The organism is Sulfurospirillum sp. UCH001 (assembly GCF_001548035.1).
Taxonomy (GTDB): domain Bacteria; phylum Campylobacterota; class Campylobacteria; order Campylobacterales; family Sulfurospirillaceae; genus Sulfurospirillum.
On the sequence record NZ_AP014723.1, the window covers coordinates 1698376 to 1721473 of the forward strand.

Genomic DNA, 23098 nt, shown 5'->3' on the forward strand with positions numbered 1-23098 from the left:
TCTATTGTATCTAAGTTTTATTTAAAGGATTTAGTAGGTCCTTTTTCAACAGGCATCAATCACTCTCTTTGAGGTACTAAAAACCTCTTGTGTTACCAATAAGAATATTTTATACTAAATGAAATTTTTTAAAATAATTTAAGTCTATTTTTATACTTCCTCTTATATGATTTGTGTGACAAAAATGCAACATAGTAGGTTGATCATGCGGCGATGTACGTGCCTTTTTATAGCACTTTTCATCTCTTTTTCATTACATGCACGCCCTCTTGTCTTCGCACCACTTCCTTTTTTCAATTCAAACCAAATTCTTGAAGATTTTTTTCCAATGGTAAATTATCTTGAAGAGGCTTTGGATGAAAATATTGCTTTTCATTATGAGAAAAAATACGATGACATAATCGCTGCTTTCAAAGCCAATAAAATTGATATTGCTTATTTTGGACCTTTACCATTTTTGACACTTCAAAAAAGTTTTCCATATGCACTTCCTATCATCACGTTTCATGAAAGTGATGGAGAGCGAGGATATCGCTGTGCCTTAGTTAAATTTGCAGGAGACACACTGTCGCCTAAAGCAACACTCAAAGTTGCGCTAACACAACCTCTTTCAACATGTGGCTATACCAAAACAAAAGTTCTTGTTAATGATTATTTACACACCAATTTAGATACGATGCTTTATCGCTATGTAGGCACTCATGATGAAGTGGCACTTTCTATCATTAGAGGTGATTTTCAGATGGGCGGTATGAAAGAAAGCATTGCTAAAGAGTATGCCTCACTGGGTCTTGAAGTTATCCAAACAACATCTCTCATTCCAGGCTTTTCACTAGTTGTGAACACTCAAACGCTTAGCCTAGAACAAATCGAAAAAATTAAATCTATTTTGCTTGCAGCCCCTAAAGAGGTCTATCAAACATGGGGCAAAGATATCCGTTATGGGATGAGTGAAACTGACATGGAGATGTTTAAGCATCTCAAAAGTGAGATTGAAACCTTTAATATTCCCCAAAGCGGGAGTTTTTAATGCGTAAATTTCTAATCACAGCATGTGCCATTCTTTTTTCTTATACACTTTTTTTCATCTATGTACATTCAAAAATGGTTGAAGAACGAGATGTCTTACTGCAAAATGAAAACCGCATCCTAGAGACCTCTTACAAAGCGGTAACACAAATGTTTACTATCTCTATTGAAAACTATTTTCGCTATGCCATTATGCAGCCTTCGGTTCTTCAAATTCTTCATGCAGTGAATGATACTAATGATACACGCGAAAAAGCGATTCTTCGAGGCTCTCTTTATCGCCTTCTTTATCCATTTTACAATGAAGAACTCAAAAAGTTGGGTATAAAACAATTTCACTTTCATACTCCTCAAGGAGAGAGTTTTTTACGTTTTCATTCTCCGAGTGAAAATGGTGACAATTTGATGAATATACGTCCATCAATTCAAAAGGCTAATATCGAAAAGCAATTTGTTGCAGGCTTTGAAGGCGGACGTGTGTATCCAGGCTTCCGCTATGTTTTTCCTATCATTGATAATAAAGAGCACTTAGGCAGTGTCGAGGTTTCTATAGCCTATGAAAATATAGAATTTGAACTTGCAAAACTTCTAACGTGGAGTGACCACATTCTTCTTTTCAAAAAGTCCATCACAACAGATTTGGTATTTGATTCCCATAAGCATCACTTTATGCCATCTGTTTTAAGCGATGACTTTGTTATTGAAAATCAAAAGATTTCCAACGTCACCGCACACTCCATAGAGTCTGAACTTACCAAAAAAATCAATGCCATCTTAAAAAAACGCTATAACATTGAAGCAAAACTCCAAGAAGGAAAAAACTTTTCTATACCATTGGTCGAAAATAATCAAGGATATGTTGCTAATTTTCATGCCATTTATGACCTAAGTAACACGCTTGCAGCTTATGCAGTCACCTACAGTCATCTTAATGATTTGGTCACGATAGAACACAAGTACATCACTTCATTGCTTTTTGGCTTTTTAACCTTTGTACTTTTGGGCATTGTACTGTACCTTTTGGTTGAACAAAGCCAAAAAACACTAAGAGAAAAAATACAATTTGAAACCATTGTTGAAAAGACGATTAATGGTGTTATTTTGTTAAATACAAAAGGCGACATTACATTTATTAATGCCTCAGCTACGGCTATTTTAGGGTACAGTCTTGAAGAGGTTTTGGGGAAAGATGCGCATACACTCATTCATGTACATCAGCTTAATACAACAAAAGAAGACTGCCCCATCCTAAACTCCATGCGTTATCAGCGCACATACATTGGGGAGGAAATTTTTCGAAAGAAAAATGGAGAGCATTTTATCGTGCATCTCAATGCAACACCTTTTGTACAAGATCATCATAACATCGGTTCTGTCGTCATTTTTAGAGACATAACCCAAGATAAAGAAGCACAAAAGATGATCGAGCATTTGGCGTATTATGACTCATTGACCGAACTGCCAAATCGAAAACTTCTGCTTGATCGCCTAAACTATACCGTGGCAAATGCCAAACGCTCCCAAGAATTTTGTGGAATTTTATTTATAGATCTTGATAATTTTAAAGTTCTCAATGATACCAAAGGACATGAATACGGTGATATACTGCTCAAACAGGTCGCAAAACGCCTCACATCAGTACTTCGCTTATGTGACACTGTTTCTCGCTTTGGAGGCGATGAGTTTGTTGTGCTGGTCACTAAACTTGGAGAAGATGAAAAAGAAGCCAAAGAGAAAATGGCACAAATTGGCTATAAACTTTTACTCTCCATCGCAGAGCCATTTCACCTCATCAACTTTGATTACACCTGTACGGCAAGTATTGGGGGAACTGTATTTAAGGATGATGACAAAACCATCAACGATATTTTAAGAGACGCAGATATGGCGATGTACGAAGTCAAAAAAGAGCATAAAAACGAAATTAAGATCGTTTAAAACCTCTTCCAGCCTTTTGATTGTATCTACACAATTCCACTCTATTTATCAACGGTTTAAACATTTTCTTTATACTGTGGCTACTCAAATTATTTAAAAGCTTATCACTATGATTATGAAAACATTTTCGATTTTAGGAGCGGGGTGGTTAGGATTAGAACTTGCCAAAACACTCAAAGATCAATTTACTATCAAATTATCTGCGCGTAATGAACTGATACAAAAAACACATACAAAGTTAGGATTTGAGTCGTATGTACTCACGGAAGGTATCTATAACAATCTTGATGCCCTTTTCTCTTGTGAGTATCTTTTTATAAACTATCCACCATCTAAATTTAATGATTATCTTCAGTTTATAAACACACTCTCTCAACATCCTCGTTTTTCAACCATTGAAAAAATATTTTTTGTGAGTTCGTCTTCGGTGTATCCGAAAGTTTCTGGAGTGTACGATGAAAAGAGTGAAATCGTCTCTTCATCCAATCCATTATACTATGAAGCCGAAACAAGCCTTCATGGAAAAGTCCATATCATTTTTCGTTGTGCTGGATTGATGGGAGCAGATCGCATCGCAGCGAAATACTACACGAATAAACTTGTTGAAGATGGGAAAAGCCGTGTCAATCACATTCATCGAATCGATGTGATTCGCGCTGTTTTATTTACGATAGATAAAAATCTCAAAGGTATTTTTAACTTATGTGCACCAAAACACCCTACAAAAGAAGAGGTGTTTTTATACCAAAGTGAGCGATGTCATCTCACGCCTCCAAGATTTACAGACAACCTAAAGTGCACACAACGTATTATTGATGGAAGTAAACTTGAACGTCTTGGATTTGAGTACCAGTGTACCGATCCAAGAGAGTTCATCAACTCATCATAGATGATATGAAACTTATTTAAAAAGTACTGAAAAGCTATTCCATCCATTTTGACACGTAAGTCTTAACCTAAAGCCATGCTTTTCAACGATTTTTTTGACAATGCTTAGCCCCAAACCAAACCCTTCCACACCTCTAGCCGCATCGCCTTGGGCAAATGGCTCGCAGTAGTATTCGAGTGGATGTTCAAGCGCTTCTCCCCTGCTTTTAACGCTGATGGTGCGCTCTTTCACTTCAAGGAGTATAGGCTTTTCTATGCCGTATTTTAGGGCATTGTCTATGAGATTTTTAAGCGCAATACTTAGGTAATTAAGATCGCCTTTTATCTCAAAGCTCTCTTCCACGTGAAGCTCTACCAAACTTTCATCTTCAATGAGTGCGCGAGAGAGTGACTCTGAGATGAGTGTTTCTGCATCAAAAGTGGCTAAAGTTAACTGTTCCATATTGGCATTGAGTCTTTCAATGTCTAAGAGTTCTTTGGTAAGCTCATCAACTTGAGTGATGGCCTTTTTAAGGCTTTGCTGATACTTACCCTCGCCTAGCATCTCTAATGCCAATTTGGACTTAGCAAGCGGCGTTCTTAGCTCATGCCCAATGTCACGAAGTAAGCGTTGACGCGAGAAGATAAGTGCTTCAATGTTAGAAGCCATCGCATTAAAGGTATTGGAGAGTGTGTCTAGCTCTTTTGAGCCAAAGCGTTTCATACGCACATCTAAAGCGCCTTCACCAAAGGATTTTAACGTAAGGTTGATCTGTTTTAGAGGAAGAAGAAGTCTTACAATGAGCAAGAAAATCACAACAAGCACGAAAATATCGGCAACGATAAAGTAGGTTACCATCCCTTGAGCGAAAACGCCCTCTTCTTGGTTTTTATCGCGTATGAGCAGGCTTTCATCCAAATAACTCAGCAACAAAAAGTATTGACCTTTGGCATCGACTATGATTTTGACTTCACCAAAAGAGCTACTTTTTTCATACACACTTCTAGAAGTTTCTAATACTCGAGAAGGCTCTGGTATCACTTCAAAGTTAAAGGTTTGAAGCCTTTTGGTAAGGGCTGTTTGATCGTTATTGGCAAGGTCGCGAAAGAGTTCAGTGGAAGCTTGTAGGTACTTCTCTTTTAATAACATTTCCATTTTTGATTGAGTGAGTTGACTGGTTTCGCGTGAGACAAAGAGCATCAATGAGAGGCTGACTAAAAAGAGTAAAAAGAGCTTCGTAAAAATGGACATTTTAACCTACCATTTTGTAGCCAATACCCCAAACGGATTTGATGTATTTTGGATTTTTCGGATCATCGCCTATTTTAGCGCGTAAGTTGCTGATGTGCATATCGACGGTGCGATCTTTGGAGTTGTAACCGATGCCATTGATGGCATTAAAAATCACTTCGCGTGAAAAAACTTTGCCTTGATTAGAAAGGAGTAAAAGCAAGATGTCAAACTCTATTTTGGTAAGATCGAGCGCATAGCCTTCCAAAGAGACTTCCATTTTCGCTTCATCAATTTCAAAATCCCCTATTTTCTTTTTTGCAGGAACGTTTCTTCTAAGATAGGAGTTGATTTTTAAAACGAGTTCACGTGGTTCATAAGGCTTTGCGAGGTAATCATCGGCTCCCACGCCATAGCCTAAGATTTTATCGCTGAGTTCATTGCGAGCGGAAGAGATGATGATGTGCGCATCACTCATGGAGCGAATCTCTTTGCAGACATCGAAACCATCCATTTGAGGAAGCATCAAATCCAGCACGATGATTTTATACTCACTTAGATGGTTTTTAAGATATGCAAGTGCCTCTTTAGGTTTGTCAAACGCTTGAACATCAAAGTCATAGTTTTGCAGATAATCTGCTATAAGTGAGCTCATCTCCAAATCATCTTCAATAAGTAGAATTTTTTCGCTCATTCGACTTCCCACTCTTCAAGATTGTGTGCAAATTTTTTGCGTTGCTCGTTATTTAAGAGATTGTGCATCTGGACTAAAAAACGACTCTCTATGGCATTGGCTTTTTGGAAAATCGATTCATTGATTTTTTGAACATCTTCTTCATTTAACACTTCGCGTGTTAGCAAACGCTCTTTTTCATCTTCCATTTTCTCTTTAAACTCACGAAAAGTCTTAATCTCCACACGGTACTGTTTTATCATACTTTTCGCGATCTCTTTTTGCTCCGATGTCAATTCCAAATAGGAGAGATCTTTGCTCAAATGGTGCTCTTTTTTACCATCACTGGCATACAAAGAAAATGCAAGAAAAAAGATAAGAAGTAGTTTCATTTACAACCTTTTGATGTCTCGATTATTTAAGAGTCCATTTTCAATATTAGCATGGCATGCCTTACAATTGGATGGTTTACCAATATCTGCCCTCTCATAAACAGCCTTATCAATCTTTTTGTGTCGATTTTTCCAAAAAGGTGTTTCGGTAATAGCGAGATACGTTTGATCACTCTTCAAACTTGCCATAATACGCAAAGAAGACTCTTTAGTGGAAGACTCCGCACTGTTTTTCACTAAAAATTCTTTGATGGAGAGTGTTGTTTTTTCATCCAAAGAAGCATCATCACCAAAGTGATTTTCCAAATTATCCATCATGCTTACCCACGACTTTTGAGGCAATAAGAAGGGAGGAAAGAGCGTATGACAACTGATACACTCTTTGTAAAACGCATTGTTCTCTTTGGCATAGTCCATTTTAACATTGCCATCAGCGATCAAAAGACTATTGGGCATTACCAACATATAAACAAATGCAAAAAGGGAAAGTCCAAGTGCTAGAACACCATAAATTTTTTGAACAAGAGTGAGTTTTAATCCCTCTTCATTGCTTGGTTTATAGCCATCGACCATCGACTCTAACGCACGTGATTTATGCATAATTTTATCGAGTAATACTCCTGCGATGTGCGCAAAGATAACCGCCATAAGGGCATTGGAAAAAAATTCATGTACCTCTTTAAAAAGCTTCATATCACGAAATAGCGTGTGGTTCATAAAAGCAAACACACCCATACCCTCTTTAACACCATACGTTAAAGCCCCTGTAATGACCGCTAAAAAGGTTAAAACGATCATCGCAATGATGGCATAACTAGACGCTGGATTGTGTCCGATGTACTCTTTTTTGTTGCCAAAAATGGTGAGCATATACTCTTTGAGATCTTTGAGATTGAAATTAAAATCTTTAAAGTTTGAGTACTTTACATCCATCAAGCCCCATACGATTCTAAAAAGAAAAAGTAGTGCTAGCGTATAGCCTAAGGCTACGTGTAAGGTAAGGAGTCTTTTGACTTCAGGCGTTAAAAACACCGCCAACATCATGACCATTAAAAGCGCATGGGAAAGCCTTGTATAAAGCCCCCAAACTAAGATTTTTTTCATTTCCAACTCCCGTAATTTGGAATGACTATAGCTCGTTCGCTGTAACTGCCTTTATCAGCCGTCGTATGGCATGCCATACAATTTGCAAGTGAGCCAACCTCTTTTTGCTCTATCAGATTGGGTGTGATTTTACGGTGCTCTTTAATAAAATAAGGCGACTTGGTAATTTGCATCGTGGTGTTATTTGCCGTTATTTTACCACTTCCTGCATTGGTAACAAGATAGTTCAATATCTGCTCACTCTCTACTTTGCCCAAAGAAGCGTCTGTTCCAAAGTGATCGCTCAAGTTTGTCATCACTTTTTCCCAAGAAACTTTATTTAAAAGAGCGGGTTGATAACCAAAGTGACAACTGGCACACTCCTTTTGATACTGTGCATTATTGGCGGGTGCGACACTACCCGCAAAGGCGACGCTTAGTCCAAGTGCTGTCATTAAAAGTATCTTTTTCATCTTTATTCCTTTATTGAATTCTGCCGATGCAATCGGCAAGCTTTAGTACCTCAGCGGTTAGCGTAGTCAAAAGAGCTTTGCTTTTTTGACGTGTATAGACTTTGATAAAAGTCTATTGTGTGATGATGTAGGTTAATACATCACCTTTTTCAAGTGCCGTTCCCTCTCTGGCAAACACATCGTTAAAGTTACGTCTGAGCCACTTTTCGACCTCAGCAACATCGGTTAGTCTGGTTACATTTACAGAGGGAGCCAGTGCGGTAATGGGTTTATTGGTATTGATATTTTGCCCGCCTTTTTTAAGGTCATTTGAGTGGCATGTCACACAACTCATTTCTGTTCCTTTTTTGCCTGTATGTTTAGAGAAAAAAAGCGCTTCGCCCCTTTTTGCATCAAAACCTGTAAAGTTTGGATTTGTTGCTTTTGCTTCTGCATTTAAGCCCTCCATATAAGCTTTCATAGGGGCATTAAATTCCTTTGCATGGCTGAGTGTGAGTGCCAAAAGTATAAAACAGAGTGTTTTTTTCATGATCTCTCCTTGTTTATTAACAGTGAAATGTTAAAATAACTCTGTCAATTTCATATTGACGTTATCTTGACACTTTCTTTACAAAAATTAAGGACTCCTCATGCGTCAAACATTGTCGATACTTCTTTTTTTTCTCATGCTCATTTTCAGCGGATGTGCCCCAAAAGAGGTCAATTTAGCAACAATTAATCCCGTCTTTAAACCTATGCCAAATCAAATCATTGCTGTCTATAATCAAGACCAAGACACCATTATATTTCATGAATTTTCATTGAAAAATGCTGTATTGGTTGAACAAACATGGGGAAAGGTACTTCCATTCCGTGTAGAATTTATGGATTTATGGGTTACGGGATTGGGTCACGATATTCGTCGTCTCACCAATGGACATGCTGAAACCATCAAAGATGCACTCATGTATGATGCCGCCTTACAAGGGATGCAAACACTTCATATCAACCAAAGAGACTATATTATTAACTACGAATTTGCACGAGACATGGTCACAGCCATTGACCACTATGAAGAGAAAATCAAGCGCTATGAAAGAGACAGAGAGTTTCCGTATCTTCTAAGACGCTAAAAGCTGTTTAGCTCTTTTTGAGGCAATATAAGGCATACTTATACCAATCATATAAAAAAAAGAGAGAATACGATGCAACTACCTGCTTGTCCTAAATGTAATTGTGAATATACTTATGAAGATGGTGAGATGATTATCTGCCCTGAATGTGCTCATGAATGGTCTAAAAATACCGCTTCAAATGAAGAGTCCGCTAGTGTTATTAAAGATGCGCATGGCACAATCCTTAACGATGGTGACACCGTTGTAGTCATCAAAGATTTAAAACTCAAAGGCTCATCTGCGGTTATTAAAGGCGGCACCAAAGTTAAAAATATCCGTCTGAACTATGAGAGTGACCATAACCTCGACTGCAAAGTTGATGGTATTGGCGCAATGGGTCTTAAATCTGAGTTTGTGAAAAAAGCATAAGGATTTTGAGACGAATTTGCGAAGGTTTAGTGATTCTAAACCTTCACAAATTCAACGATAAAAGCGTTTAAAAAACCTTTTGAATTAAGACCATATAAGTTAGTGTTGCGACAAAAATGCTTAAGAGAGCGTTTTTAAACTTGACGTGTAAAATAATCGCAACACACACACCAATAATCTCAGCCAAACCATACGGATAACTCTCCCATTTAACATCTTTGAGAGCATAAAACACTAAAATCACCATAATCATCAAAGGCATATTGAGCTCAATGTACTTTATAAGCGGTGAAGGTTCACGCGTACGGAAAAGTAAAAATGGAATAATACGTGTCGCATACGTCGCTAATGTTGCTACGATAATGCTTCCGATGATATAACTACTTTCCATTTTCCATACTCCTTTTAAACACAATCAATACAAACGCGGCTAAACACAATGATAAAATCAACATCTTTTGTGGTGGAAATAAAATCATACCAAACAACCCGATGATAAGGGCAACAAAAAAAGGCTTATGCAGTCTATTTTTCTTATACAGTTCGATAGAAAGTACCACAAAAAGCGCCGTTAAAGAGAACTCTATCCCTTCATAATTAAAAGGTAAGACATTGCCTAAAAGTGCACCTACAACACTTCCTATAATCCAATAACACTGATTTAAAAATGTAATCCAAAGGTATACTTTTTCACGATTTGCTTCTGGAACATCACTCGTTTTTAAGAGAGCAAAGGTCTCATCAGTAAGCCCAAAAATAAGATAGTTCTTTTTCCATGAAAAATCTTTAAATGCAGAAATCATTGAAAGTCCATAGAACGTATGACGAAGATTGAGTAAAAACGTCGCAATACCTATCTCTAAAATGGTGGCTTGTGAAGCAAAAAGAGTCAGCGCTAAAAACTGACCTGATCCCGCAAAGATAAAGACACTCATAAAAAAAGCATAATACCATGGAATGAGAAGCTTTGAAAGCAGTAATCCAAATGCCATACCAAGGGGGATATATCCCATCATAACAGGAATTGTAAGTTTAAAAATAGCCAAAAAATTCATAGGTTTTCTTTTAGGTGTAAATTATTTTTTAATATAACGATCCAAATACTTCTGTGTCGCATTCGTATCGTTTGCCTTTTGATGTTTTTCAGATGGAGAACTCATATTTTTTGCAGTTGGATCATTAAAATAGAGCTGATCGATCGCGACAATAATCGCGACCAAGATCAGAATTGGAACCAGTATCAGCATATCAAACTTATTGTTTCAAGGCATTAACAGTTTGAAGCATTTCATCACTGGTCGTAATCGCTTTTGAATTCGCTTCATAAGCACGTTGCCCTGTAATAAGATCTGTCATCTCTTCAACCAACTGAACGTTACTCATTTCAACAAAATTTTGTCTGGTTTGTCCTAAACCATTAAGACCTGGATTACTTACAATTGGATCACCAGATGCTGTGGTGTTAATAAAGTTATTATCACCTAAAGAGTGTAGACCTGCTGGGTTGATGAAGTTTGCTAATTCAATTTGTCCAATTTGTTGTGTCGCTGTTGCTCCTGCTTGAAGAACAGAAACCATACCATCCACACCAATCGTAATTTGTGTTGCATCTGCTGGAATAACAAGCTGAGGAATAAGTTGGTAACCATCGCTGTTGATGACATTTCCATCAGCATCAAGTTTAAACGAACCGTTTCTGGTATACCCAGTTGTGCCATCTGGAAGCAAAATTTGGAAAAAACCATTTCCAGTAATTGCCATATCTAAAGAATTACCTGTCTCTTTAAAGTTACCCTGTGTGAACATCTTGGCAATGGCCGTTGGACGAACACCAAGACCCACTTCAATACCTGTTGGAGAAACAGATGTACCACTGGTTGATGTTCCAGCATATGTCATGGTTTGATACATCAAATCCGCAAACTCAGCACGTTGTTTTTTATAACCAATCGTATTTACGTTTGAGATGTTGTTTGAGGTCGTATCGATTTGCGTTTGTTGTGCGATCATTCCCGTTGCAGCAGTATACAGTGATCGAATCATTTTTCTTCCTTCTTTAGTTTCTTAATTATTTATTAGGCTTTAGTTGAAGCTAGTTTCGAAATAGCTTCTGAGTTAAGATCGTTCATATGTGACTTCATCACTTTTTGATACATATCTACAAATCTATTGGTTTCAATCAAATTAACCATTTCACTCACAGGATTGACATTGCTGGTTTCAAGAAAACCTTGTGAAACAAAATTACCATCTTCTAATTGGGTGACTTCTTCAAGACTTTTGTATTTATAGAAACTTGTTCCCTCTTTTAACAATGACTTAATATCATCGCTTCGAACAATCATCAAGTTTCCAATTTGATCTTCTCGGTTATAAAGACCGCCACTTTGATCGACTCTTAGCTCGCCATCATCTGGGATTGTTATATATTGTTGATTTTGAAAATAGGTTGCTGGCAATACTGGATAACCTTCTTTAGTGGTTAAAACACCTTCATTGTTGAGCGTAAACGAACCATTTTGTGTTAGGCGAATACCATTAGGAGTCTCCACCATAAAAAATGCATCTTCACGTTTGAGTGCAAAATCAAAAGGGTTACCTGTATTTTTAATACCACCTTGTTGATACTTCACATATTCTTCTACAACTTGAGGTACTCTTACCCCTACAGCATTGATAAATTTACTTGCCTCTTTTGTGTTGTCTTTGATAGGCATTTCATCTTTGTATTCTTGAAAAATACGTTTGAAATCACCCACAACAACATCATCTCTTTTAAATGCTGTGGTATTTAAATTGGCAAGATTATTAGAAATTAGGTCGAGTTTATTAAACTGTGTGACCATCGCTCCAGTAACGCTATAATAGCTGCTTTGCATTGTTTTTCCCACTATTTTTAAAATCTTTCCCTAGTTAAAGCAACTCCTGTTCCACTTTATAAAATAACCGTATTCAATGATATTTAAAAAAAAACTCGGTATAATCCACATCTTTTATTAGAATTTAATGAAGAAAATCTAATCTCCAAACACACTCACTCAAGGAGAGTTACACTTATGGCTTCAAAAGAACTCTATACATTACTAGAAGAACTTTTTGCGGAAAATGAAAAATCATACGTTACGTATGAAAACGTTATGGACCTTTTTGTAAAGCCTCCAACCCCTGCAAACGTCAAAAAATTGATGAGCCTTTTAGAAAAATACAAAGTTACACTAATCTCTTCTGCTGAAATTGCGAAAATGCGCAATAAAGAAGAAGCAAGAAGACGTGAAGAAGAACAACAAAAAATTAAAGACGATGCCCTTGAAGAAGAGTTTGATCTTGCTAGCGAAAAAGAACTCCTAGAATGGTCACGCAGTGACAGCCCTGTTAGGATGTATCTTCGTGAAATGGGACAAATTTCTCTTTTAACCAAAGATGAAGAGATTGACATCAGTAAAAAAATTGAATTTGGTGAAGATATTATTATCGATGCGTTCTGTTCTGTTCCTTACTTGATTGACTTTATTTTGGATTACAAAGAAGCGCTTATCAACCGTGAGCGTCGTGTCAAAGAGCTTTTCAAAACCTTTGAAGACGACACCGATGATGATGGTGACGATGAAGAATTTGATGATGAAGAAGGCGAAGAAGGCGAAGAGAAAAAAACCTTCTCTAAAAAAGACAATACACGAACTGAAAAAGTTATCGAGAGCTTTAAGTCTTTAGAGAAAGCAAAAAAAGATTGGCTCAAAAGTCTTACAAGACCACCAGAAGAGAACTTGGATGATCCTGAAGAGATGATGAACTACGATCTAGGTCTTGCATACAAAAAGAAACTTCTTAAAGACGCACTTATGGATCTTGGACCGACAAGTAAACTCATTAATGAGCTTGTAAAGTCTATGGAGACAGCGCTTAAGAGTGACTTTGAATTTGACAAAGAACTCAAACGTTTAGAGTACCGTTTACCACTTTTCAATGATACACTAAGAGAAAACCATGCAAAACTTTTAGGAAACATTGTTGATCTTACAAAAGAAGATATCACAACGATGGTTCCAGAAGCTACAATGGTTTCTACATACATGGAAATCAAAAAGCTTTTTCAAACAAAGGAAGCCAGTAAACAAGGTTTTGATCTTGACCCAGAAAAACTCAAAGAGGTTTTAGAGCAAATCAAACGTGGTAAAAAAATTGCTGACGAATCAAAAACACGTATGGCAAAAAGTAACCTTCGTCTGGTTGTTTCTATCGCTAAACGTTATACCAACCGTGGTTTACCATTCCTTGACCTCATTCAAGAAGGTAACATCGGTTTGATGAAAGCGGTTGATAAATTTGAGTACAAAAAAGGCTATAAATTCTCAACGTATGCCACATGGTGGATCCGTCAAGCAATTTCTAGAGCGATTGCAGATCAAGCGCGTACCATTCGTATTCCGATTCATATGATCGAGACGATTAACCGTATCAATAAAATCATTCGTAAACACCTTCAAGAAGAAGGTAAAGAGCCTGATATTGAGACCATTGCACAAGAAGTGGGACTCAGTGCTGATAAAGTCAAGAACGTTATTAAAATCACAAAAGAGCCTATTTCATTGGAAGCACCAATTGGTAACGAAGACGATGGTAAATTTGGAGACTTTGTTGAAGACAAAAGCTCTGTTGCGCCGATTGATCATATCTTAAAATCTGACCTTAAAGATCAAATTGATGAAGTTTTAGATCAACTCAATGACAGAGAAAAAGCGGTTATTCGTATGCGTTTTGGTTTAATGCACGATGAGAGCGATAGAACGCTTGAAGAGATTGGTAAAGAACTCAATGTTACACGTGAGCGTGTACGCCAGATAGAGAGTTCAGCGATCAAAAAACTTAAACATCCTAAAGTTGGACGTAAACTTAAAAACTATATCGAAAGTTAATCATGAGTAGTTTTGCTGAAGCATGGATTGAACACGACTACAATCCTTTTATTGTTTTTGACAGCACAGGCAAGATCATTTCCCTCAACCAAGAAGCGCAATACCTTCTTGGTGAGGTCAACCATAAAAAAATCTTCGACATTGCTCAAACTTATGCCAGTATGACATACGGTTTTAAGACAACGATTGTTGATATCTCCTTTAGTTCTTATAAATTTTATGCGATTACCGTTGGGTATGATGATGAAAGTTCTATTGGAATAAAACTCTATAAAAGTGCCACAAAAAAATTTGCCAATGTTGAAGAATATGGCGAAAGCGTCAATATCTATGCACTCTTAGATCTATGTATTAGCGCTTCCTCTACAAATGCAAATATTAAATTTAAAAAAGAGTTTGACCCAACGTTCCCAGATGTTCGACTGAAAGTTGAAGACTTTATGAAGCTTCTTACAAAAGTCTATCAGTCACACATCAATTCTCCTGTCATTATTACACGTTTAGCCCTTATTACGGGTGAATACATTCGCTTCAACAATAAAAAATACCCTATTTTTGCCATATCAATTAAAGGTGATTATAGAGATAAAAGTTATGAAAAAAGTATTGAAGAGATTGGTATTAAAAGTAACTGCACCATTCATTTCGAGCACGACGAAACACTCATTCACGCAGCATTAGTTTCCTAGAAATTTGAAAGAAGTGACCTACGTTTTAGTAGGTCACCATATAGTATTAAAATTCGATGAGATTTTGAATTTTCTCAACGATGCTTGGATCTTCAAGCGTTGAGATATCTTGAGTAATAGGCTCTTTCTTCGCAATAGAACGTAAAATTCTTCTCATGATCTTACCGCTTCTGGTTTTTGGAAGACCTGGTACGAAACGGATGGCATCAAGCTTAGCGATATTACCGATCTCTTTTACGATGAGCTTGTTGAGCTCTTGAATCATGTAAACCTCTTCGCTTAGGCTATCCATACCTTTGATAACGATGTAAGCAAAAATACCCTCACCTTTAATTGGATCAGGACGTCCAACAACAGCAACCTCTGCAACGTTCTCATGGTGTGCAAGAACGGCTTCAATTTCAGCCGTACCAATTCTATGACCTGAAACGTTGATAACGTCATCTGTCCTTCCTGTAATGATGATATAGCCGTCATCATCATACATCGCTCCATCACCGGAGAAGTAAACAGGTTTACCATCTTTTTTACAATCCCCGAAATAGGATTTTACAAAACGGTCACTATCGCCCCAGATATTGCGAATCATCGATGGCCAAGGTTTTGTGATACATAAAAATCCTTTTTCACCTTTAGGTGTTGGATTACCATGCTCATCAATAATCTCTGCTTTAATTCCTGGAAGTGGGAATGTAGCAGAACCTGGTTTAATCGGTGTTGCACCAGGAAGTGGTGTAATCATGTGACCACCCGTTTCTGTCTGCCACCATGTATCAACGATTGGACAGTTTCCACCACCAATCTCTTCATAGTACCACATCCATGCATCTGGGTTGATTGGCTCACCAACGGTTCCAAGAACTTTAAGTGAACTTAGATCATATTTTTTCGGTGCATCAGCGCCTTCTTTATGTAACAAACGAATCGCTGTTGGAGCCGTATAGAACTGATTAACTCTGTGTTCCTCAATCATACTCCACCATCTGCCTACATCTGGGAACGTTGGAACACCCTCATACATAATCGTCGTTGCACCCATTGCAAGTGGTCCATAGACAATGTATGTATGTCCGGTAATCCAACCAACGTCTGCTGTACACCAGAAGGTATCGTTCTCTTTTACATCAAAAACGTGCTCCATCGTGTATTGTGCCCAAAGAATGTAACCAGCACTTCCGTGTTGAACACCTTTTGGCTTACCTGTACTTCCTGATGTATAAAGAAGGAATAATGGATCTTCAGAATCCATCCACTCAGGATCACAGTACTGAGACTCGTTCATGATGATTTCGTTATAAACATAGTCACGGCCTGGAACATAGTCGATATCTTCAAAGTTTCTTTGAACGATCAATACTTTTTCACAGCACTCACACCCTACTTTTAACGCTTCATCAACCACTGGTTTTAACATATATGGTTTACCACGTCTAAATGCACCATCGGCAGTAATAACGAGTTTTGCCTGAGCATCTTGAATACGATCACGCAATGCTTCAGCGGAGAAACCACCAAAAACAACAGAGTGAATTGCACCAATTTTTGCACATGCTAGCATCGCAAATGCAGCTTCTGGAATCATTGGCATATAAAGGACAACACGGTCGCCCTTTTTAATGCCAAATTTATTGCGCATAAGATTTGCTAAACGATTTACTCTATAAAAAAGTTGAAGATAGGTAATGATACGACGCTTACCATCTTCACCTTCCCAAATAATAGCCGCTTTGTTTTTTCGTGTCTTTAAATGACGCCCTAAACACTGATGCGTAACGTTTAATTTGCCACCCTCGAACCATTTATAAAATGGAGCGTTATCCTCATTCAAAACTCTATCATAAGGTTTAAACCACTCAATTTTTTCTCTCGCAAGCTTATCCCAATATCCCTCAAAATCCTCGTCTGCTTGGATGCAAAGCTCTTTGTATTCGCACATATTTTTAATTCTGGCTTCTTTACTTAAAGCTCTACTTGGTTCAAAAAGTTGTGACATTGTTACTATCCTTTTTTATAATTTTCTCATAATGTAATTAGTGGCTTGAAGCGCCCTCTGCTCCAATTCCTGTTTGGCTTCTGATAAATTGATGATCATACGCCGCTATCTCTTTTGCTGCATTTTCGCTCTTATCCATTAAAGAGAAGATCCAAATACCTGCAAAAGCTACTGTCATCGAGAACAACGCTGGGTTACCATAAGCGTAGATTGCTGTTTTATTACCTAAAACATCTACCCATACCGCTTTACTTAGTATTACCAAAACAATCGCTGTTAAAAGTCCTAAACTACCGCCCCAAACTGCGCCTTTAGTTGTAAGCTTTCTCCAGAACATTGAGAGGAAAAGAATCGGGAAGTTAGCACTTGCTGCAATCGCAAACGCAAGACCAACCATGAACGCGATATTTTGCTTTTCAAACGCAATGCCTAAGATAATCGCTACGATACCAAGAGCAATCGTAGAGTACTTAGAAACTCTCATCTCTGTCATTTCATCTACTCTGCCACGTGCAAAAACGTTTGCATAAAGATCATGACTTACCGCACTTGCACCTGCAAGTGTAAGACCTGAAACAACCGCTAAAATTGTTGCAAAAGCAACCGCTGAGATAAATCCTAGGAATAAGTTTCCACCAATTGCATGTGCTGTGTGAATCGCAGACATGTTACCACCACCAATGATACCACCCTTGACTGGATCAAGATACGTTGGGTCATTTGTAAGTAATACGATAGCACCAAAACCTATGATAAAAGTTAAAATATAAAAATAACCTATAAAACCTGTCGCATAAAAAACAGATTTACGAGCTTCTTTTGCATCACTAACGGTAAAGAATCTCATCAAGATATGTGGAAGACCAGCTGTTCCAAACATCAAGGCAATTCCTAAGCTAATCGCAGAAATTGGGTCACTTACAAGTCCACCAGGTGCCATAATAGAAGCACTCTTCTTTGCAGCTACGGCTTGAGAGAAAAGTGTCTCAAAGCTAAAGCCCACTTTGTACATAATCATGATTGCCATGAACGATGCACCAGAGAGGAGTAAAACCGCTTTGATGATTTGAACCCATGTTGTTGCCAACATGCCACCAAAAGTAACATATAAAATCATCAAAATACCCACCATGATGACCGCATACTCATAATCAAGACCAAACAAAATTTGGATTAACTGACCAGCACCAACCATTTGAGCAATCAAATAAAGTGCTACCGTTGCCAATGAACCAAATGCAGCAAGAGTTCGAATCGGTGTTTGTTGTAAACGATACGAAGCAACATCTGAAAAGGTGTATTTACCCAAGTTCCTAAGTTGTTCAGCGACCAAGAAAAGGATAATTGGCCAACCAACAAGGAAACCAATAGAATAAATTAACCCATCAAATCCTTTGAGGTAAACAAGTCCTGAAATACCAAGGAAGGATGCAGCAGACATATAATCACCTGCAATCGCTAAACCATTTTGGAAACCTGTAATTCCTCCACCTGCAGTGTAGAAATCTTTAGCCGTTTTAGTACGACGTGCTGCCCAATACGTAATGCCAAGCGTTGCAAGAACGAAAAGCAAGAACATGACAATCGCAGAAACATTGATGTCTCTCTTGCCACTAAACTGAGCATCAGCAGCCCATAAAAAATTTGAAAGCGTTAAAAGTAATAAGCCCCATTTCATTTTTCGCCCCTTGCTTCTTCTTTGATTTGGTTGGTTAAGTCATCAAATTCACCATTCGCTCTTTGAGTATAAATACCCGTAAGTACAAATGCGATAATAATGACGCCAAGCCCAACAGGGATACCGACTGTGGTAACACCTTCTCCAAGTTTTACTGCAAATGTTGCAGGGGAAAAAGCAATTACAAGGATGAAAGAGTAGTAGACAACTAACATAACAATCGCTAGTTTCCATGCAAAACTACTTCTTTTTTGTACGAGTTCGGCAAATTTTGGATTGGCCTGCACTCTGTCGTAGATATTCTGACTCATAAATGCTCCTTCAATGTGATTTGGTAGCCATGGTGACATTGTAAAGAAGTAACGTAGCATTATCGTAGCATTTTGAGCCTAGGAATATAAAGGAGATTTTTTTGAAAAAATATGAGTAAAAATGTAACTTTTAGCGACTCTTTTCGGGAAAATACTTCTCAATCTTATAACCAACCCCTTTAAGATTGATAATAAAATCTTCCTTAAGAAGCTTGCGAAAACGGCTTATTTCAGCCCTAATTGAGGCATTGTCGATAGGTTCATCATTCCAAACATAACTACGGAATTTTTCAAAGTCAACAACCACACCTATGTTCTCACAGAGTAATGTAACTATTTGTAACTGCTTCTTTGTAAGTACTTGCACGTTGTTGTTGTAAAAAAGCATTTGCTCTTCTTTCGAGAAAACATATTTTGGGCTTAAAATGATATGTTTGAGCTTTTTGATTTCATACTCTTTCTTGATTTTATCGATGCGAATGCCTAGCTCTTTGAGATGGAATGGTTTTTTGAGATAATCCGAAGCACCAAGTTCAAAAGCCTTGCTGATATCCTCAATGTCCACATTGGCACTAATAAAAATCGTCGGAAATGCATGATTCATTTCATTGAGAGCTTTGAGCAAATTCAGCCCATTCATTTTAGGGATGTTGATGTCTAGAAGCAGCAGATCAAACATATCTTGTTTAATAGCTTCAAAGGCTTCTTCGCCATTGCCAAAAGAGATGACTTTATGACCCAGTGCTTCTAAATACTCTTCAATAGAGCTTCGTAACATCAATTCGTCTTCAAGTAGTAGTATTTTCATGCTTATCCTTTAGCAAATCGATAACGGAAAAGTGTTTTTGACTCATCGGAAATAACGGTAATGGTAACATCATTTGCATCGCATATCTCTTTGACAATATTCAGTCCCAAACCAAATCCCCCACGTGCTTCATCTTCACGGTAATAACGATCAAAGAGCTGTTCTGGCGCTTTAATCTTCTCTCCGCAATTTTGTACCTCAAATACAATATTCTCTTGTTCTGCGTAAAGCCTGATGTGTACAGGCTGCTTTTCATAGCTGTATTTGATAGCATTAGAGAGATTATTGTCGCAGATACGCTGAAGCTCGATCTCATTAAAAACAATGAATAAATCTCGTGTAATGTCTGTAATAATATGCAGTTTATTGCCCTCAGCTACGTCTTCAAAATACTCCACTCGCTCTGTGACAAATTTTGAAAAATCAATCATCGCCTTTTCATAAACTACTCTATCTTTTTTCACCACATACGCTAAATCTTCATAAATGTTATCCAGTACTTTAACAGCAGCCTCAATTTTGATGAGATACGGATTTTTTTCAAATTTGAGGTTATAGAGATCAATGTTCATCAAGATAATTGAAAGTGGTGTATTGATCTCATGAATGGCATTTTTCACAAAGCGGTCTTGCTTTTCAAGCAACTCTTGTGTAAAGTCAATAGAACGTTTAAGCTCTATAGTCTTTTGTTCAACAATCTCTTCAAGATTGCTGTTAAGCTCCACTAGAGCACTGTTTTTATTTTTAATCTCTTCAATCATCACATTTGCATGGGTTACAATCTCTTGGAACTCTTGAAATTTGATCTTTTCCATATCGATAAATTCATAGTTTTGAGACGCTTTTTTGAACGAATAGACAATAAAACGAATTTCACGCTTCATAATATCGCTGACATAACGATACTCAACCGTACTGACCAAGTATAAAAAGAGCGTAAGCATATAAATTTTCAAAACAAAATTGATGATTTTATCTTCATACGCTTTTTTCTTCTCAGCCAAAACATCTTCAATACTATGAGTACTGACGCCACTGCCTAAAACAAGTCCTAAGGGTTCATATGTTTTTGTCAGAACAATGTCTTTACCCACATCTTCAAGACTCAGCGCCGCGGTACGGTAAAAGACGACCCCTGAACTATCTTGTAAAAAGAGATAGGTTTGCATCTCTATATTGGAGGTAAGGGCATTAATATCCTCTTTAAGCTTTTGGTAGATCTGCTCTTTCGGAAGATTTTGGCTCTGTTTGTAGCGATATTCTGTGATATTGTAAAGAAGATTGAGTTGTGTTTCTACACTTTTTTGCTGGGCTTGGATATACCCTTCTTCGATGATTTTGATCTCTTTTTTAAAATCCAAATACTCGTTCACGATAATCAAACATGCCGATATAAAAGCAAAAAGACCCGCAAAAAGTATCGCCATAAAATTAATTTGGTTGATGCTTTTATTATCTTTTCTTTTTTGTAGCAAAAAAATCCTTTACCGATAAGCTCTTGGTGGCTATTTTACCCATTTTATACCCAAAGTAGGAGATATAAAATCCTTTTTGGTATAATTTACGTTTAATACACGCTACATGGAGTTACACAATGAAAATCAGAATACCAGCAGAATGGGAAGAACAAGAAGCACTTATTGTCGTTTTCCCTCCCAAACAGAGTGACTGGGCACACTCCATTGAAGAGATTCATCAAACGTATCTGACATTCATTACTACCATCGCACGTTTTCAAAAGTGTATGGTTATATGTGAAGACAAAAAGGCTCTGGCAAATTTACTACCAACCTTGCAAAACATCGAACTCATCCAAATGCCAACAAATGATACATGGATTCGAGATTTTGGTGGTATCAATATCTATAAAAATCATAAACGCCGTACCTATGACTTCATCTTTAATGCATGGGGCAATAAGTTTGAGGCAAACCTTGATAATAGTGTCACACGACAACTGTTTGAAGAAGGTTATTTAGAAGGAAAACTAAAAAGTTTTGATTTTGTACTTGAGGGTGGAAGTATCGATAGTAATGGTCATGGTGTTATGCTTTCAACAGCCTATTGTTTGTATGAGCAAAACCGCAATTCTCACCTCTCTAAAAAGAAAATCAGACAAACACTCGTAGAGCTTTTTGGACTCAAAGAACTTATCGTGCTTGAACATGGAGCACTTATGGGCGATGACACAGACTCGCACATCGATACATTGGCCCGCTTTATCAATAAAAATACCATTGCTTATGTTAAGTGCTATGACAAAAACGATGAGCATTACAAAGAACTACGCAAAATGGAGAAAGAGCTTCAAAAAACAGATTTTCATCTGCTTCCTTTGCCGTTGCCATCAGCTAAATATTTCAATAACCATCGTATTCCTGCAACCTATATGAACTTTGTACTCATTAACAATGCCGTACTGGTTCCAACCTACTCTGATGCTTACGATAAAGAAGTTTTAGCGATTTTTGAACGCTGTTTCCCTGATCGTGAAGTCGTTGGTATCGAATCTTCTGTGCTGATTCGTGAACATGGAAGCCTTCACTGTGCTTCAATGAATATTTATAAAGAGAGAGATGACGCCTAATGACTTTACAAAAAAAAGCGACCATTATTTCAAGTAGTACCGCTACTTTACTCATTGTTATCAAGTTATTTATTGGTATTTTAAGTGGTTCTGTGGCTGTTCTTGCTTCTGCGATTGATTCTGTTTTAGACTTAATTGTTTCAGCCTTTAACTATTTTGCGATTACTAAGGCGGAACAACCTGCCAATAAAAAGTTTAACTACGGTAAAGGGAAGATTGAAGCATTAGCCGCAGTTATCGAAGGTACTGTTATTACGGTTTCAGGCCTATTTATCTTTTACAGCGCTATTAAAAAAGCAATCTATCATGAACCGTTAGAGCACCTTGAAAACTCCATCATCGTTATGATTGTCTCATTGGTCCTTACAATTGCTTTGGTTATTTTCTTGAATTATGTGGCTAAAAAAACGCGTAGCATGGTCGTTAAGTCGGATGCTCTGCATTATAAAACAGACGTCCTTAGTAACGGTGCTATTTTAGTCTCATTAATACTTATCCAAGTGACAGGATTTGAGTTGATTGACTCCATTATGGGTGTTGTTATCTCAATTTATATTATCCATTCTGCCTATGAAATTATCAAGGATGGTGTTTACATTTTGCTAGACGCTTCACTGGATGAAGAGATTGTAGAAGGTATTAAAAATATCATTCTTGGAGAAAAAGAGATCAGCGATTTTCACTATCTTAAAACACGTAAATCTGCCAACACAAACTTTGTCGATGTGCATTTAGTTTTTAGCCCTGGTATCTCTCTTATGCGTGCACACCATGCGGGAGATCGTATTGAGGAGAAGATCAAAGAGTTAATTCCAGATGGAGAATGGGTTATCAACGCACACCTAGACCCATATGATGATTCTGAGATGAACGATAAAACAGCAAAGAAGATGGACTAAAATCCATCTTC

Annotated in this window: 25 protein-coding genes; 9 read left to right on the forward strand and 16 right to left on the reverse strand. The window is 37.5% G+C overall.

The genetic code is table 11. From position 1 onward, the window contains the following. Positions 1-205: 205 nt before the first annotated feature. From UCH001_RS08445 to UCH001_RS08455, 3 genes are all read left to right on the forward strand, one after another. Positions 206-1030, forward strand: coding sequence for a PhnD/SsuA/transferrin family substrate-binding protein (locus UCH001_RS08445; protein ID WP_067176887.1), 825 nt, complete (start codon positions 206-208; stop codon positions 1028-1030). Beyond that, entirely contained in the window at positions 1030-2967 is a 1938-nt protein-coding gene (locus UCH001_RS08450; RefSeq protein ID WP_067176889.1) for a diguanylate cyclase domain-containing protein, read from the forward strand. Before UCH001_RS08445 ends, UCH001_RS08450 begins: the two co-directional genes overlap by 1 nt. Positions 2968-3076: 109 nt before the next feature. Continuing rightward, entirely contained in the window at positions 3077-3856 is a 780-nt protein-coding gene (locus tag UCH001_RS08455) for a hypothetical protein (protein ID WP_067176891.1), read from the forward strand. A 12-nt stretch (positions 3857-3868) separates the two neighbouring features. Here UCH001_RS08455 and UCH001_RS08460 read toward each other — a convergent pair whose 3' ends face one another. From UCH001_RS08460 to UCH001_RS08485, 6 genes are all read right to left on the reverse strand, one after another. Further along, positions 3869-5086: an ArsS family sensor histidine kinase gene (locus UCH001_RS08460; protein WP_067176894.1), complete on the reverse strand. Its 1218-nt coding sequence runs from the start codon at positions 5084-5086 to the stop codon at positions 3869-3871. Position 5087: 1 nt separating this feature from the next. Next, positions 5088-5759: a response regulator transcription factor gene (locus tag UCH001_RS08465; RefSeq protein ID WP_067176897.1), complete on the reverse strand. Its 672-nt coding sequence runs from the start codon at positions 5757-5759 to the stop codon at positions 5088-5090. Further along, positions 5756-6130, reverse strand: a complete 375-nt coding sequence (locus tag UCH001_RS08470; RefSeq protein WP_067176900.1) for a hypothetical protein — start codon at positions 6128-6130, stop codon at positions 5756-5758. Before UCH001_RS08470 ends, UCH001_RS08465 begins: the two co-directional genes overlap by 4 nt. Continuing rightward, positions 6131-7234 (reverse strand): cytochrome b/b6 domain-containing protein, encoded by a 1104-nt coding sequence (locus tag UCH001_RS08475; protein ID WP_067176903.1) that lies wholly within the window; start codon positions 7232-7234, stop codon positions 6131-6133. It abuts the gene before it with no gap. Continuing rightward, the gene (locus UCH001_RS08480) at positions 7231-7686 is read right to left on the reverse strand and encodes a diheme cytochrome c (protein WP_067176906.1); all 456 of its coding nucleotides are present in this window, start codon (positions 7684-7686) and stop codon (positions 7231-7233) included. Before UCH001_RS08480 ends, UCH001_RS08475 begins: the two co-directional genes overlap by 4 nt. 112 nt (positions 7687-7798) lie before the next feature. Beyond that, on the reverse strand, positions 7799-8215 hold the full coding sequence (locus tag UCH001_RS08485; protein ID WP_067176908.1) for a DUF1924 domain-containing protein: 417 nt from the start codon (positions 8213-8215) through the stop codon (positions 7799-7801). A 100-nt stretch (positions 8216-8315) separates the two neighbouring features. On the opposite strand from UCH001_RS08485, the gene UCH001_RS08490 reads away from it, so the two are divergent. Beyond that, positions 8316-8798, forward strand: coding sequence for a hypothetical protein (locus UCH001_RS08490; RefSeq protein ID WP_067176909.1), 483 nt, complete (start codon positions 8316-8318; stop codon positions 8796-8798). Between the two features lie 72 nt (positions 8799-8870). Next, complete coding sequence (locus UCH001_RS08495) at positions 8871-9209, forward strand: zinc ribbon domain-containing protein YjdM (RefSeq protein WP_067176912.1); 339 nt, start codon at positions 8871-8873, stop codon at positions 9207-9209. 67 nt (positions 9210-9276) lie between these two features. Here the strand turns inward: UCH001_RS08495 and UCH001_RS08500 are convergent, their stop codons facing one another. From UCH001_RS08500 to UCH001_RS08515, 5 genes are read right to left on the reverse strand one after another with little or no spacing between them, the layout of a single operon-like run. Next, positions 9277-9600: a branched-chain amino acid transporter permease gene (locus UCH001_RS08500; protein WP_067176915.1), complete on the reverse strand. Its 324-nt coding sequence runs from the start codon at positions 9598-9600 to the stop codon at positions 9277-9279. Beyond that, positions 9590-10264, reverse strand: coding sequence for an AzlC family ABC transporter permease (locus UCH001_RS08505; RefSeq protein WP_067176917.1), 675 nt, complete (start codon positions 10262-10264; stop codon positions 9590-9592). Before UCH001_RS08505 ends, UCH001_RS08500 begins: the two co-directional genes overlap by 11 nt. A gap of 21 nt (positions 10265-10285) precedes the next feature. Further along, positions 10286-10456: a hypothetical protein gene (locus tag UCH001_RS13275; RefSeq protein ID WP_173636819.1), complete on the reverse strand. Its 171-nt coding sequence runs from the start codon at positions 10454-10456 to the stop codon at positions 10286-10288. Between the two features lie 7 nt (positions 10457-10463). Continuing rightward, on the reverse strand, positions 10464-11252 hold the full coding sequence (gene flgG / locus UCH001_RS08510; RefSeq protein WP_067176920.1) for a flagellar basal-body rod protein FlgG: 789 nt from the start codon (positions 11250-11252) through the stop codon (positions 10464-10466). Positions 11253-11284: 32 nt separating this feature from the next. Beyond that, positions 11285-12088 carry a flagellar hook-basal body protein gene (locus tag UCH001_RS08515; RefSeq protein WP_067178504.1) on the reverse strand — a complete coding sequence of 268 codons (804 nt, stop codon included), beginning with the start codon at positions 12086-12088 and terminating at the stop codon, positions 11285-11287. Positions 12089-12265: 177 nt separating this feature from the next. Between UCH001_RS08515 and rpoD the strand changes: the two genes are divergently transcribed. Both rpoD and UCH001_RS08525 read left to right on the forward strand, forming a co-directional pair. Beyond that, positions 12266-14122, forward strand: coding sequence for an RNA polymerase sigma factor RpoD (gene rpoD / locus UCH001_RS08520; protein WP_067176923.1), 1857 nt, complete (start codon positions 12266-12268; stop codon positions 14120-14122). Between the two features lie 2 nt (positions 14123-14124). Then, a complete protein-coding gene (locus UCH001_RS08525) occupies positions 14125-14811 on the forward strand; it encodes a hypothetical protein (protein WP_067176925.1) in 687 nt (228 codons plus the stop codon). Positions 14812-14857: 46 nt separating this feature from the next. Here UCH001_RS08525 and acs read toward each other — a convergent pair whose 3' ends face one another. The 5 genes from acs to UCH001_RS08550 form a co-directional block, all read right to left on the reverse strand. Then, positions 14858-16804, reverse strand: coding sequence for an acetate--CoA ligase (gene acs, locus UCH001_RS08530; RefSeq protein WP_067176928.1), 1947 nt, complete (start codon positions 16802-16804; stop codon positions 14858-14860). Between the two features lie 37 nt (positions 16805-16841). Then, positions 16842-18482: a cation acetate symporter gene (locus UCH001_RS08535; RefSeq protein ID WP_067176931.1), complete on the reverse strand. Its 1641-nt coding sequence runs from the start codon at positions 18480-18482 to the stop codon at positions 16842-16844. Continuing rightward, positions 18479-18793 (reverse strand): DUF485 domain-containing protein, encoded by a 315-nt coding sequence (locus UCH001_RS08540; RefSeq protein WP_067176933.1) that lies wholly within the window; start codon positions 18791-18793, stop codon positions 18479-18481. The genes UCH001_RS08535 and UCH001_RS08540 overlap by 4 nt, the downstream gene beginning before the upstream one ends. Positions 18794-18923: 130 nt before the next feature. Continuing rightward, positions 18924-19601, reverse strand: coding sequence for a response regulator transcription factor (locus tag UCH001_RS08545; RefSeq protein WP_067176937.1), 678 nt, complete (start codon positions 19599-19601; stop codon positions 18924-18926). Between the two features lie 2 nt (positions 19602-19603). Then, positions 19604-21076, reverse strand: coding sequence for a HAMP domain-containing sensor histidine kinase (locus tag UCH001_RS08550; protein ID WP_067176940.1), 1473 nt, complete (start codon positions 21074-21076; stop codon positions 19604-19606). Positions 21077-21195: 119 nt separating this feature from the next. Here UCH001_RS08550 and UCH001_RS08555 point away from each other — a divergent pair, with 119 nt between their 5' ends. After that, positions 21196-22188: an agmatine deiminase family protein gene (locus UCH001_RS08555; protein ID WP_067176943.1), complete on the forward strand. Its 993-nt coding sequence runs from the start codon at positions 21196-21198 to the stop codon at positions 22186-22188. Then, positions 22188-23087 carry a cation diffusion facilitator family transporter gene (locus UCH001_RS08560; protein WP_067176945.1) on the forward strand — a complete coding sequence of 300 codons (900 nt, stop codon included), beginning with the start codon at positions 22188-22190 and terminating at the stop codon, positions 23085-23087. Before UCH001_RS08555 ends, UCH001_RS08560 begins: the two co-directional genes overlap by 1 nt. The last annotated feature ends 11 nt before the right edge of the window (positions 23088-23098 follow it).

What these genes read in the sequence shown, in the direction of transcription:
- UCH001_RS08540 (WP_067176933.1), bottom strand. Translation starts at nt 18,793, where the DNA reads ATGAGTCAGAATATCTACGACAGAGTGCAGGCCAATCCAAAATTTGCC.
- UCH001_RS08465 (WP_067176897.1), bottom strand. Translation starts at nt 5,759, where the DNA reads ATGAGCGAAAAAATTCTACTTATTGAAGATGATTTGGAGATGAGCTCA.
- UCH001_RS08515 (WP_067178504.1), bottom strand. Translation starts at nt 12,088, where the DNA reads ATGCAAAGCAGCTATTATAGCGTTACTGGAGCGATGGTCACACAGTTT.
- flgG (WP_067176920.1), bottom strand. Translation starts at nt 11,252, where the DNA reads ATGATTCGATCACTGTATACTGCTGCAACGGGAATGATCGCACAACAA.
- rpoD (WP_067176923.1), top strand. Translation starts at nt 12,266, where the DNA reads ATGGCTTCAAAAGAACTCTATACATTACTAGAAGAACTTTTTGCGGAA.
- UCH001_RS08490 (WP_067176909.1), top strand. Translation starts at nt 8,316, where the DNA reads ATGCGTCAAACATTGTCGATACTTCTTTTTTTTCTCATGCTCATTTTC.
- UCH001_RS08495 (WP_067176912.1), top strand. Translation starts at nt 8,871, where the DNA reads ATGCAACTACCTGCTTGTCCTAAATGTAATTGTGAATATACTTATGAA.
- UCH001_RS08480 (WP_067176906.1), bottom strand. Translation starts at nt 7,686, where the DNA reads ATGAAAAAGATACTTTTAATGACAGCACTTGGACTAAGCGTCGCCTTT.
- UCH001_RS08545 (WP_067176937.1), bottom strand. Translation starts at nt 19,601, where the DNA reads ATGAAAATACTACTACTTGAAGACGAATTGATGTTACGAAGCTCTATT.
- acs (WP_067176928.1), bottom strand. Translation starts at nt 16,804, where the DNA reads ATGTCACAACTTTTTGAACCAAGTAGAGCTTTAAGTAAAGAAGCCAGA.
- UCH001_RS08475 (WP_067176903.1), bottom strand. Translation starts at nt 7,234, where the DNA reads ATGAAAAAAATCTTAGTTTGGGGGCTTTATACAAGGCTTTCCCATGCG.
- UCH001_RS08560 (WP_067176945.1), top strand. Translation starts at nt 22,188, where the DNA reads ATGACTTTACAAAAAAAAGCGACCATTATTTCAAGTAGTACCGCTACT.
- UCH001_RS08525 (WP_067176925.1), top strand. Translation starts at nt 14,125, where the DNA reads ATGAGTAGTTTTGCTGAAGCATGGATTGAACACGACTACAATCCTTTT.
- UCH001_RS08460 (WP_067176894.1), bottom strand. Translation starts at nt 5,086, where the DNA reads ATGTCCATTTTTACGAAGCTCTTTTTACTCTTTTTAGTCAGCCTCTCA.
- UCH001_RS08470 (WP_067176900.1), bottom strand. Translation starts at nt 6,130, where the DNA reads ATGAAACTACTTCTTATCTTTTTTCTTGCATTTTCTTTGTATGCCAGT.
- UCH001_RS08455 (WP_067176891.1), top strand. Translation starts at nt 3,077, where the DNA reads ATGATTATGAAAACATTTTCGATTTTAGGAGCGGGGTGGTTAGGATTA.
- UCH001_RS08535 (WP_067176931.1), bottom strand. Translation starts at nt 18,482, where the DNA reads ATGAAATGGGGCTTATTACTTTTAACGCTTTCAAATTTTTTATGGGCT.
- UCH001_RS08485 (WP_067176908.1), bottom strand. Translation starts at nt 8,215, where the DNA reads ATGAAAAAAACACTCTGTTTTATACTTTTGGCACTCACACTCAGCCAT.
- UCH001_RS08450 (WP_067176889.1), top strand. Translation starts at nt 1,030, where the DNA reads ATGCGTAAATTTCTAATCACAGCATGTGCCATTCTTTTTTCTTATACA.
- UCH001_RS08505 (WP_067176917.1), bottom strand. Translation starts at nt 10,264, where the DNA reads ATGAATTTTTTGGCTATTTTTAAACTTACAATTCCTGTTATGATGGGA.
- UCH001_RS13275 (WP_173636819.1), bottom strand. Translation starts at nt 10,456, where the DNA reads ATGCTGATACTGGTTCCAATTCTGATCTTGGTCGCGATTATTGTCGCG.
- UCH001_RS08555 (WP_067176943.1), top strand. Translation starts at nt 21,196, where the DNA reads ATGAAAATCAGAATACCAGCAGAATGGGAAGAACAAGAAGCACTTATT.
- UCH001_RS08500 (WP_067176915.1), bottom strand. Translation starts at nt 9,600, where the DNA reads ATGGAAAGTAGTTATATCATCGGAAGCATTATCGTAGCAACATTAGCG.
- UCH001_RS08445 (WP_067176887.1), top strand. Translation starts at nt 206, where the DNA reads ATGCGGCGATGTACGTGCCTTTTTATAGCACTTTTCATCTCTTTTTCA.